This is a genomic window from Pseudalkalibacillus sp. R45 (assembly GCF_052246725.1).
Classification (GTDB): domain Bacteria; phylum Bacillota; class Bacilli; order Bacillales; family Fictibacillaceae; genus Pseudalkalibacillus.
Genome location: NZ_JBQQCL010000006.1, coordinates 216240 through 227810, shown reverse-complemented (window position 1 = coordinate 227810; position 11571 = coordinate 216240). Strand labels below are relative to the sequence as shown.

Here is an 11571-nt window from a genome sequence, read left to right as displayed (position 1 = left end):
ATATACGTGGTGCTCGAGCGACTCAATAAATCACTTTGATTTTGATTAGGCAACAGTTTCACTTGGACCGTGACCGTCTGTGACATGTTTACCCCCTCGTTTTTTGTTCTTCGACATCCCGTTGTTTTGGTTCTTTTTGTGTGCCTATATCCACATTATACCAAACGTGAGTTCGTATCAAAAGAAGAAAAGAATGATTTATTCGCTCCCATCCCACCCCTAAAGGAGTGGGCTTTCCCGCTCATTAAGGCTGTAACGAATATGCGTTTCCGTTTCAGCAAACTGTATGTAGTCTTTGTCCGATTGTTCTAATATGATCATCACCAAAAGAATCAGTATCGGATTCCCCTCTTGGAAAAGTGCAGGCGAATAAAAAATCGTAACTATAAGGAAAAGAATGAGGCAAGTACTTAAACATGCTTTCATGTTCTACTCCTCGGTTTTTTAAAGCTCACGGGTTAAAAAATCTTCAATTTGCTTTTTATGATGCAGATCGTGCTCGATCATCCCCTCAATATATCCCTTGATTGTAATCGAATTCTCTCCAATCTTGAACGGAGCTTCCAGTTGCTCGCGAGGCAAACCTTGAATGAAAAGACAGATCTCTTTTCGGGACTGAATGAACATCGAGATGAGCTCCTCCCTGCTTATCCCGGATCTTGCGTAATCCCCAGCATTTTTGTGCATCTCCTCTACATCAGCTCTTTTGAAGTCGTTGCTTTCTAATTTTAATAGTCTTTCAGTATAGATGAATCGATCCCAAAAATAGAAGTGGCTGATTATTTCACCGATCGACCATTTCCCTTCCTTAATCGGCTTAAGCCATAATTCACCTGGTGTACTGCGTAAAGAACTGACCCACTCACACATTTCCCCGAACGTCGAAAGCCACTGTGGACGCATATTCAATTTTGCCGCCTCCCTCATCTTAAAAGATACTCTATCCCCATGATACCAAAATATGGTAATATGAGGTATATATAGAAAAGAAGATTGAGAGTAGGAAAATGAAATGAACAATTCATGGAATAAGATCATCTATAAAGCTGCTTCGCCAATCTATGATTCGGTCTTCAATGCTGGAATGTTTCGTAGAGCTCGTTTGAATGTTTTTGGTGATGCCCCTTTTCGTGGTGGATCCACCGTTCTTTTTGTCGGAGTAGGAACGGGTGCTGATTTAGAGTTGATTGAGCTGGGCCATTTGGATATCACGGCTGTGGATTATTCGCGAGATATGTTGAAAAAGGCTGAAGTCAAATTCAAGGACAACGACATCCGGTTTTTAGAAATGGATGCTCAGAATCTTTCTTTTGAAGAAGAGACATTCGATTATGTCGTCGCGAGTTTGATTCTATCAGTCGTTCCGGATCCTGGCGCTTGTTTACGAGAAATGGAGCGTGTGCTAAACAAGAACGGTGAGTTGATCATTTTCGATAAATTCACTCCTCCTGATGGAAAGTTATCGTTCGGGAAAAAGTTGATCCGCCCCATCATTTCAGCACTCGGAACCGATATTGGCGTAGACTTTGAAGATGTATTTCAGAAAAATAACCATACGATGATGAAAATAGAGGATAAACCGGTGATGATGAACGGCATGTACCGTAAAATCGTGTTGAAGAAACATTTGGAGCAGTAGAATGGAACGTATGACTTCCCAAAATTCGCAAAAGAATTGCACTCCCTTGAGGAAAAACCTCCAACTCTGAATCCTAACGGACATGAGAGCCGTTATTTTGCACAATTGGGACTGATTCTTATGACATTAGAACAAATAAGGTCTCTGGTGTCCGTTAGTTTTTGAAACTAGGGCAATCGGAAGCAAATAAGGTCTCTGGTGTCCGTTAATATTCACGTTCACATTTTTCAGATACATCAATAAAACCCTAGGCATAACGGTATTTAATTTAAATGGAAAAACCACCTCCAAACAGAAAGTGGTTTCTTCACTTATTTGTCAATCAACTGATATTGCCCAAGGGCGTTGTTCACTTTGCCGTATTCGGATGCGTGCGGACGATCATCACCTTCCGCATATCCGTAGTCGACCATGCGGTTCCGGTTCAGGCACAGCTTCGTCAACTGAGGATTGAAGAAGTCGAACAAACGGAAACGCTCCTCTAATTCCGGAAACCTTGCCTGGTACACATGGATCGATTGTGCAAGAAGCCCCCAGAACTGCCTTTCTTCCATCAATCCATTACGGACGAGCACATTTGATAAATAGCGCAAATGACAGATGAACAGGCCTGTGAAAATGAACTGCGTCAAACCTTCAGGCGGCTCGCTTCTTAATACCGCCTTTAGATCATCGCTCAAAACAGAAAGCTCTTCAAATGGCTGATCACTGATATTGACGTCATCGACGAAATCCTTCACCGCCAACCGATGCGGCTTATGATCCTTCAACACAAGAATCGTATTCTGCCCGTGCGGTGAAAATACCGTGCCGTATTGATACAAATAATGAAGCAGTGGATTCATAACCGTCTTGAAGAAATCTTTCATCCATTCTTCCGCCGTTAAACCGGAAGACTCAATCAAGCTCTGTACGAACGGCTTTCCGTTTTTATCAACATGAGTGAGCGCCGCAAGTGTAATCGCCTGTTCACCATCTTCCAAATACGTATAAATGCTTTCACGCCATATGACCCCAAGCATCTCCAAGTATTGATAAGGGGCATGCTTCAACGCTTCAAATTGAGGATGACCATAGTTGATACTCGCAATCTCTCCAGGCAGAATCACCCGACATTCGTCTTTTAAAAATGCGTCCTTTTCATAGATGCCTTTGATGAACTCGGTAATTTTCGGTGCAATCAACGTCCGCTCTGACGGAAGGCCCCGATAGACGAGCGTGTTCAGTATGCTCATCGGCACTTTTACATGATGCTTCTTCTTGTCTGTTTGATTTGCGAACGTCCGGATCGATTGCTGTGGCAAATACACATCATCCCCCACACCTAACGCCACAATGCGATTCTTAGCGAGCTCCTCTGCAAAGGTTTGGATGATGACATTCTTCCATTGCCACTCATGGATCGGCATGAGGAAATAGTCCGCCTTCTTCAATCCTTTATCCGCGAGCACATTCTCAAAACGCTCAACTTCCGCTTCATCCAACTCATCTGCCAGCACATTTTCAATAGCAAGTCCTTCAACAGATTGGAAGGTGGCACTTTCCTTGTGGACGGCAATCCATAGCAGTTTCAATTCCTGTTGGTTTTCAGGTGCGAATGCGAGATAATCATCATAGCCGAACCCGATCCGCCCTTTGTTGTATGTAATCCAGGGGTGACCGCTCATCTCACCTTCAATAATGCTGTAATCTTCATCCACCAATTCATCGGAAGTTTTTGAATCCTTCGCAAGAAGATGCGCATCTGCTACTAAGGTATGGTTCAATTCCTTGATCAGATGTCCAGCTGTTTCAGCAGACATCCCGATCTTCGGCTGGATATCGAGTAAAAACTCGATTGCATTCTTTGCACCTGTCCTGGATCCATCCACAGTGACTTCGATCGATGCCGCATCTACGTCCAGACTGTCGAACATTCGCGGCTGTGCGTTGAACCGATACGTTTTATCCTTAGATACAGGCAGCTCGTACTTTTTCCAAACACCCTCCTCCCCGATCACTTCGGGTTGGATCATATCCTCATACGTATACTCTGCTAACATCTTTGCAAGCAGATGTTGATTTGCCTCTAGCCATTTCTTTTCGTTCAAGACACGTTCAACTTCCTTGCTGTATAACATGTTATCCCTACTTTCATTCGTGATTCATCCAACATTTCGATGATTTACCTCTTTTGCTATCCTTTTTTCCTCCTGTACACCTGCTTTGCTATAAATCGTCAGCAAAACGAGAACTAAATGAAAGGCAGCCGCCACACCTGCAAAAATAAAGGGGTGTTGCAGCGAATGGCTTTCCACAAGATAAGTCGCACTTAACGGCGCAAGCAATAGCCCCATATTTTGAAAGGCAGACACGATACCATACTGATAGTGCACGTTCCCGCCACGCTGAAAAAGGACGATTTCCAGGCTCGCCTGACAGATTGCCAACGACAATCCGAACAGACACCTGAAAAGGATGAACGCGGGTATCGTCACCACGAATCCTTGAACCAACAGGCTGATGACCAGCGTGATGCCAGCGATTTTATAAAAGTACGGCAGCTTTTCAGACCTGCACTTCATGATCAACGGTGCCGCAACCACGGCCATAAGACTCGGAACCAAGAACAGCAAGCTGCTCGTGAATACCGAAGTATGCAGCTCCCGTTCTGAAAATAACGTGAAAAATGGCCGGATGAGTGTCACTGAAAAATGGAGCGTGAAAATGATGAGCGCCATCTTCATAAGAAAACCGAAACTGCCCACGCGGTTATTTGTTGTATCCAAGTCTTGCGGTACTGCAACATACGCTCTCAACCTTTTAAAGATGAAAAAGCATACGATCGCCTGTACAGCATCCAACGCTGCCGCCCACCAGAAAACGATGAGTGGATCATCGAGCTGGATCACCCAGCTGCTCGCAAGTGTCGCCACAATCACGGACGATTGAAAAACAGCATGGTACAGCCCTGTCACACGTTTTCTGCCTTTTCCGGCATGCTGGAGCAAAATCGTGTACAACAAAAGGTAACTGCTTTTAAAAAACAACAGGCAGATCGAGAAGACAAGAAATTGCTGTTCAGTCTGTGACGTCGCCATGAGTACACACGCGATTGCCGTTCCGGTTTGGCCGATCAGCAACAGCCGTTTGGCGTCATACCTTTTTGAAAGCAAGCCCCAGATCGGTGAAATAAGTACGACGGTCAACCTGCATAAAAACACGTACATTCCTGTGAAGCTCAAGTCCTCTATTCCGAATACTTTTTCAAAGAATTGCGGATAGAACGGCGATAATAAGACTTCCGTTCCGACAAACAGAAAGATGCAACTGAACAGGATGAATGTGTTTAAACGCTGGCTGGCATACATGATGTTTCCATTCCGAATGTCTGGAACACATTTTTCGTCCTGACTGGATACACTTCCCGACCGGCCATGGAATTGATGATGACCGCATTGCGATGAGCACCCAATCCGAGGTCCGGTGCCCCGACACCATGTGTGTGCAGCTCACCATTCTGTATGAAAATCTTGTTGCGCATCGGTTGCTTCATTTTCAATTCATAGTTTTCTTGGACCTGATAGCGACCGACATCATCCCAGTCGATCAAACGATCAATACCATCCAGGAAACCGGGAATAGTCGGTTGGTAGCCTGTTCCGAGTATGACAACGCCGGTTCTTTTCGTAATTGTTTCTTCTGTCAAGCGATGGATCAGCTCGAGTTCCCATCCGTCATCTGATCGTTGGAGATCGGACGCTTCCGTCATCGCCTGCAGCCGGATTTCCGGTTTCTCCCCACCGACGGTCCGCTCATAAAGAAGGTCATAGATATCGGTGATCGTCTCTGTACTGATCCCTTTGTATAAGAGGTCCTGTTCTGCAATCAACCGGTCCTTTTTATATTGCGGAAGCTTGTAAAAGAAATCGGTATAATCCGGGGAGAAATATTCGAGACCAAGCTTGGAGTATTCCATTGGGAAGAAGCCCTTCGAACGTGTGAACCAATCCAAGGAATAACCAGCTTGTTCTTGCTCTTTCGCCAGAGCATAGAACACCTCTGCTGCACTCTGCCCCGAGCCGATCACCGTAACAGATTCAGCTTCAAGGCAACGTTCCTTATGCTTTAAAAATTCTGAAGAATGGAAGACGCTTTCCCCAAGGTGCTCTTTCATGAAGGACGGAACAGATGGCGAAGTGCCGATTCCGAGCAGTAAGTGCCTTGTGTAGTACGTCTCAATTGATTGTTCGCTAGTATTTAAAACGTCGACTTCATACATCTGCTCTCCATTTTGTTCGAGCGTTCGGACTTGTTCCACGGTTCTTCCAAATAGGCAGTTATCCAGTTGATCCGCCACCCACCGGCAATAATGGTTGTATTCTTTCCGTGGGATGTGGAACTTCTCAAGGAAATAAAAGTGATACATCCGATCATGCTCTTGTAGGTAATGCAGGAAGCTGTATTTACTCCGTACATCTGCCATGCTGACAAGATCAGCAAAGAAAGGGACCTGAAGGGTTGTGCCGTCAATCAACATGCCAGGATGCCAATTGAATTCATTCTTCTTTTCAAAAAACAGTCCGTCAATTTCAGGAACCTCTTCTAAAAGTGCAGCCATACCCAGGTTGAACGGACCGATCCCGATTCCGATGACATCATGAATAGGTTTTGATTTTTCTACTGTTTCTGTCATGCTGTTTGAGCCTCCTCTCAAAAACGTCTCGATGGCAAAACATCAACAATCCTGTTTTGTCAGGTAATTCAATCGGTTTTACACGTTCGAATCCACATTGTTCAAACACATGGATCATTTTTTCATTGCGGATGTCCGGCTCAGCGATGACCTTTTTCGTTTCAGGTACTTGGAACTGGAAATCGACCATCGCTTGAAGTAAAGGAAGGGCGTACCCTTTACCAAGGTAATCAGGCTCTCCGATCAACAGATGGATGCCTTGATCGAACGCTTCCGCTTCATAGCATTTTTCTACGACATCGCCTTTGACCCAATACGCTTCCCAATAGCTCATCGGAACATCATCCATTTTCCCTAGATAAAGGGTTTGATGGTCATCATCCAATGCTTTCCGTAAATGAGCTGCGAATTTATCGATCGGATGATTCAACTGCCAGAAAGGGATGACATGCTCTTTATTCATCCACTTATGAATCCGGTTGAGGTCTCGGTCATAGTCAACTGTTTCAAACGATATACGCTTTTCGATTCTCTTGTCGTAAAGGTTGTAGCTATTTTCCATAAACCAGTCCCACCTCTTGTCCGATCGGATTTCGAATCATCGTATAAACTGATTGTGTCTCCAATGAACCCACAAGCTCATCCATATCGTGAAAACGAGTCAACAGATTCGCTTTACAAGGTAAGACAGGCACATTGATCAGACTATCGATCAAACCGACAGTCGTCCCTTTTTCCAGGTGTTTTTCCAGTCTCGATCTAAGGAGCCGCAAGAGCTTTTCCTCTGTAATCAATCCGCTTACACCGAACCCGTTGATGAGTCCGAACAGATGGTTGATGAAGAAATAGTAACGGAGACGTTCTTCTGCCACTTCATCACTGCAGATCGTATTGCTTTTACGATTCAGATCCGGAAGCTGGGTGACAAGCAGATCCGCCTTCGATTCACTATAATAATAGCCCTGGTTATCGCGATAATAGAACGTGTCAGGATAACCGCCGTCCAGTTTGAGCACTGAATTCTGTTGATGCGCTTCGAGTGCAATCCCATACGTTTCATAGAGCCATAGAATCGGATCGAGCGAGATTGAGAGATATCGGTCGAACCACTCCAAACTCACATCTTCTGTACGTCTTCCTTCCTGGTGTGCAAGGTCTTCGATGACTGCCTGGATTCTTGTCTTCCCGCCATATGGATGATCCTGGCAGAGACCGGCGATCAGACTGGCATCCTTATCATTCTCGTAAAATGGGTTTTCCCGGATGATGACCTCGAAACCGGTAGAATCCCCGTCCAGGTCAAGATTTAAGTAAGCTGGATCCTCTATGATATGGAACCTATCAAAACGTTCCCATAAATCCTGCCCGACCTTCGAATCTACCAGTCTTGAAACCTCCACACCCCGGTCAAGTTCTTTTTTCTGGCTGACACGCAAAGAGTTCGTAATTTTGATCGGTACAGAAAACTTGAACATATATTTCGATTCCTTGCTGTAAACCGTGCGGAATGATGAGGTTGCTGTAAATTTCTTGCCCATCGGACCGAGGTATGCAAGCAATCCTTTTGCAATCAATGATTGAACATCTTCACGTTCGATCAGATGCTTCGCCTGTAATGGGTGGGCTGGTAAGAAGACATCCTCCTTGTCTCCCTGGCGATTTGATTGCCCGGATTCTTCCAATTCCTCTCTTACGATGGCGGCAGCACTTTTTTCCAAGCTGGAATCCTGAACGACAATCGATGGATCGGCCCTGAAATAATGCAGCTGGAATTCCCCTTTCAACTCAGGCGAATAGAGATGTTCCTCTTCTTCAGTAATGCCTTGTTTGCTTTTAGAAGTCGGGTGCATCAAGTGTCCGAACAACAGGGATTGTTCCGCTTCGATATAGGAAAAGCTCGCATCAGTTAAACGTACAGAATCTTTCACTCGTCCTTCGATATATTTGGTTACGTTACGGCAGCTTAAAATCACCCGCAGCATGAATTCATCTTCTGCATCTTCGCGATTCTGTTCAATCAACAGCTCCTTCGTGATCAAGGAAACGAGTGTGATGTAGTCCAACTGATTCAACGACTGACTCCCGCTGCTTCGATAAAAGATTGGAAAGGCGAACAGATGGCGCCCAGTCAAAGACCAATATCGGACGGGAATGATCACTTCTATCGCCTGGTTTTGCAGAACGCATTTAATCGTCCTGTCAATTTGTTGGTCAGTTAAGTGATCTCCCCGTTCATTTTCAATCTCCTCAAAATTCCTTGTTTCTCTCAGGTAGCAGTTCAGAAAACTTTGCATGGTAGCTTGTTCAGCAATCGTTTTATGGTTTTTCAATGGTTCATCCCCCATTTACTTGTTTGCATTTTTCCGTATTGTTCAATCAATGTAAGAATCTCTTTGATATCCTTCATTGTCGTGCGAGGATTCAACAATGTGAATTTCAAATACGTCTTTCCATCGACGGTGGTTTTCGCCATGATTGCTTCACCACTTTCAAGCAGTTCTTTTTGGATGTTCTTATTGAGTAAGTCCAGGTCGATTAACCCGTCCGAGATCGGTTCATACCGGAATACGACAGCATTCAAGACTGGCTTCCGATTCAGAACTGTGAAGTCCGCTCGATGGTGAAGCTCCTGAGCGGCCGCATGTGCAAGCCTGAATGTATGATCAATCATTTCGCCAAACCTTTTCGTCCCGACCATCCGTAACGACATCATTAATTTCAAAGCATCGAAGCGTCGTGTCGTCTGCGTCGATTTCGTAACAAGGTGCAGCATGCCATCTTCTTCATCCCCACTCGGGTTCAAGTAATCGGCATGATGTTGAATGTACCGGAATGACTTTTTATCCTTTACTAAGAATGCCCCACAGCTGATCGGCTGATAAAAAAGCTTGTGAAAATCGACTGTGACCGAGTCCGCTGCTTCAATCCCTGCCAGCCTATGATAATGACTTCGACTCAGGATCAATGCGCCACCATAAGCGGCATCGACGTGGAACCAAAGTCCATGTTGTTTCGCAAGTTGCGCTGATTCTTTCATGGGATCTATGCTGCCGAAATCAGTTGTTCCACAGGTAGCCACGACTGCGAAAGGCAATAATCCGTCACTTTCAAGCTGCTCCAATTTTTCTTCCAAGTCATCTATACTCATCTGATGGTGCTCTTCCGTGTTGACGACAATCACTGCATTTTCCCCTAAACCTAGCTGGGATGCTGATTTCTTTACGGTAAAATGAGCATGCTCAGAACAAAGGATCCGCAGCTTATTGGATTGTGAGTGCAACCCATCTTTTTGGACATTATGGTTCCAGCGTTCCCAACAATAATGGTCCCGCGCAAGCAGCAATCCCATGTAATTCGATTGTGTACCGCCGCTCGTAAACGTCCCATCAGCCTGTTTTCCATAACCAAACTTCGGCAGGAGCCAGCGGATCAGCTCATTCTCCAGATAGGTGGCCGCTGTACTTTGATCCCACGAATCCATTGATTGGTTGAAGACGGTGATAATCATTTCAGCCGCAAGAGACGGAAGGAGTGGCGGACAGTGCAAATGCGCGATGCTTTTCGGATTACTAATGTTGATATTGCTTTTTAGAAGTGGTTCCTGGATTTCCTCGAGCAGTTCATACAAGGTTTCTCCGTTTTCTGTTGCAAGCTGGAGTCTTCTGACTTCCTCTTTGATTTTGTCGGGTGTTTTTCCGATGTAGGGTTTCGATAAATCCGAGAACACTTCCGTCAGTTTCTCTGTCACCAGCTGACTTGCATGGTGATAGGCTGCTACCCCTTCTTCTCCGCCATGGAAAAAGAAGGAGTTGAAATCGTTCGTGCTTTGCTCAGGCGTTTCTTCCATTTGCAATGCTGTAGGTTTGATCACTTTTGTAATCATCCGGCATCACCGTTGTCCCAAAACTGCCGTTACAGCATCTTTAAAAATCGCCGCCACTTCATCAACCTGTTGTTCAGTGATGATCAGCGGAGGAAGGATACGGACAACAGCGCCATGACGGCCACCGACCTCAAGAATCAATCCCCGATCGAAGCACGCACGCTGGATGTTACTTGCTAGCTCCGGAGCTGCTGGGTAACTTCCATTCGATGCCTGAGTCTTCTCAGAGGCGACCATTTCGACACCAAGCATCAGCCCGCGTCCCCTGACGTCTCCAATTTCTTTGTAGTCGATCTGCAGGTTTTTAAGCTCAGCTTGAAGTTTGTCCCCCATTCGGTCAGCATGCTCAGATAGATTGTTTTCTTTGATGTATTGGAGCGTTGCCGTTCCTGCTGCCATCGCCATCTGATTCCCTCTGAACGTCCCGATATGTGCACCTGGTCCCCATTGATCCAGACTCTCCTCATAGATGACGACGGACAACGGAAGGCTGCCACCGATCGCTTTAGAAAGGACGACAACATCCGGCACGATACCAGCATGTTCGAAAGCGAAGAATTTACCTGTACGGCCGATCCCTGTTTGAATTTCATCAATGATCAAAGGAATGCCACGTTCTTTTGTGATCCTGCGCATTTCCTGAAGCCACTCGATTGGAGCTGGGACCGATCCGCCTTCCCCCTGGACAACTTCTAGAATCATAGCTGCTGGTGGTAGAATTCCGCTTTCCGGATCATCGAGAAGATTTTCGATGTATTGGCTGCTGATTTCATGCCCCTCTTCCCCTTTGAACCCGAAAGGACAACGGTACGTGTAAGGGTAAGGGAGGAAGTGCACATCCGGCATCAAACCTTGAACACGTTCTTTCGGACCAAGATTCCCACTGATCGCCATAGTCCCATGCGTCGACCCATGATAACCACCATGGAAAGTTAAAATCGAGCTTCTGCCAGTCGCCGTTTTCACGAGTTTCAAGGCTGCTTCAATCGCATCTCCGCCCGTCGGACCACAGAATTGAATTTTTGCACGATCTTTCAAAGGATCAGGAAGTGAGGAAAAGATTTCATTGACGAATTCCTCTTTTACAGGTGTCGTGAGATCCAATGTATGTAACGGTCGCTTATCCCGGATCACCTGTTCCATCGCTTCAATGACAATCGGATGGTTATGCCCGAGTGCAAGCGTTCCTGCACCAGCGAGACAATCGTAATATCGTTTCCCCTCGACATCCGTGACGAAAATACCTTCCGCCTCTTCAATCGCAATCGGGATCCTTCGGGGATAAGACCGCGCATTCGACTCACGGCGCTCCTGTTGTGCTAATAAAAATCTATTGGATGTATTCTCTTTTACTGTCATATGAATCTTCCTTTC

9 protein-coding genes are annotated in these 11571 nt (G+C 45.6%); 1 reads left to right on the top strand and 8 read right to left on the bottom strand.

Translation table 11 applies throughout. The features are described 5' to 3' along the window. Positions 1–444: 444 nt before the first annotated feature. A complete protein-coding gene (locus tag ACTWQL_RS13115; RefSeq protein WP_443142897.1) occupies positions 445–903 on the bottom strand; it encodes a DinB family protein in 459 nt (152 codons plus the stop codon). 109 nt (positions 904–1012) lie between these two features. On the opposite strand from ACTWQL_RS13115, the gene ACTWQL_RS13110 reads away from it, so the two are divergent. Then, positions 1013–1639: a class I SAM-dependent methyltransferase gene (locus tag ACTWQL_RS13110; protein ID WP_443142886.1), complete on the top strand. Its 627-nt coding sequence runs from the start codon at positions 1013–1015 to the stop codon at positions 1637–1639. Positions 1640–1950: 311 nt separating this feature from the next. On the opposite strand, the gene ACTWQL_RS13105 is transcribed toward ACTWQL_RS13110, so the two are convergent. Genes ACTWQL_RS13105 through ACTWQL_RS13075 form a run of 7 tightly spaced genes read right to left on the bottom strand, consistent with a single transcriptional unit; the run spans position 1951 to position 11556 of the window. Continuing rightward, a complete protein-coding gene (locus ACTWQL_RS13105) occupies positions 1951–3759 on the bottom strand; it encodes an IucA/IucC family protein (protein WP_443142885.1) in 1809 nt (602 codons plus the stop codon). Between the two features lie 24 nt (positions 3760–3783). Then, positions 3784–4989 carry an MFS transporter gene (locus ACTWQL_RS13100; RefSeq protein ID WP_443142884.1) on the bottom strand — a complete coding sequence of 402 codons (1206 nt, stop codon included), beginning with the start codon at positions 4987–4989 and terminating at the stop codon, positions 3784–3786. After that, positions 4968–6314, bottom strand: a complete 1347-nt coding sequence (locus tag ACTWQL_RS13095; RefSeq protein WP_443142883.1) for a lysine N(6)-hydroxylase/L-ornithine N(5)-oxygenase family protein — start codon at positions 6312–6314, stop codon at positions 4968–4970. The genes ACTWQL_RS13100 and ACTWQL_RS13095 overlap by 22 nt, the downstream gene beginning before the upstream one ends. Further along, a complete protein-coding gene (locus ACTWQL_RS13090; RefSeq protein WP_443142882.1) occupies positions 6277–6876 on the bottom strand; it encodes a GNAT family N-acetyltransferase in 600 nt (199 codons plus the stop codon). The genes ACTWQL_RS13095 and ACTWQL_RS13090 overlap by 38 nt, the downstream gene beginning before the upstream one ends. Beyond that, on the bottom strand, positions 6866–8644 hold the full coding sequence (locus ACTWQL_RS13085) for an IucA/IucC family protein (protein ID WP_443142881.1): 1779 nt from the start codon (positions 8642–8644) through the stop codon (positions 6866–6868). Before ACTWQL_RS13085 ends, ACTWQL_RS13090 begins: the two co-directional genes overlap by 11 nt. Next, entirely contained in the window at positions 8641–10161 is a 1521-nt protein-coding gene (locus ACTWQL_RS13080) for a pyridoxal phosphate-dependent decarboxylase family protein (RefSeq protein WP_443142896.1), read from the bottom strand. Before ACTWQL_RS13080 ends, ACTWQL_RS13085 begins: the two co-directional genes overlap by 4 nt. Positions 10162–10203: 42 nt before the next feature. Beyond that, positions 10204–11556 carry an aspartate aminotransferase family protein gene (locus ACTWQL_RS13075; protein ID WP_443142880.1) on the bottom strand — a complete coding sequence of 451 codons (1353 nt, stop codon included), beginning with the start codon at positions 11554–11556 and terminating at the stop codon, positions 10204–10206. Positions 11557–11571 lie beyond the last annotated feature (15 nt).

What these genes read in the sequence shown, in the direction of transcription:
- ACTWQL_RS13115 (WP_443142897.1), bottom strand. Translation starts at nt 903, where the DNA reads ATGCGTCCACAGTGGCTTTCGACGTTCGGGGAAATGTGTGAGTGGGTC.
- ACTWQL_RS13110 (WP_443142886.1), top strand. Translation starts at nt 1,013, where the DNA reads ATGAACAATTCATGGAATAAGATCATCTATAAAGCTGCTTCGCCAATC.
- ACTWQL_RS13105 (WP_443142885.1), bottom strand. Translation starts at nt 3,759, where the DNA reads ATGTTATACAGCAAGGAAGTTGAACGTGTCTTGAACGAAAAGAAATGG.
- ACTWQL_RS13100 (WP_443142884.1), bottom strand. Translation starts at nt 4,989, where the DNA reads ATGTATGCCAGCCAGCGTTTAAACACATTCATCCTGTTCAGTTGCATC.
- ACTWQL_RS13095 (WP_443142883.1), bottom strand. Translation starts at nt 6,314, where the DNA reads ATGACAGAAACAGTAGAAAAATCAAAACCTATTCATGATGTCATCGGA.
- ACTWQL_RS13090 (WP_443142882.1), bottom strand. Translation starts at nt 6,876, where the DNA reads ATGGAAAATAGCTACAACCTTTACGACAAGAGAATCGAAAAGCGTATA.
- ACTWQL_RS13080 (WP_443142896.1), bottom strand. Translation starts at nt 10,161, where the DNA reads ATGGAAGAAACGCCTGAGCAAAGCACGAACGATTTCAACTCCTTCTTT.
- ACTWQL_RS13075 (WP_443142880.1), bottom strand. Translation starts at nt 11,556, where the DNA reads ATGACAGTAAAAGAGAATACATCCAATAGATTTTTATTAGCACAACAG.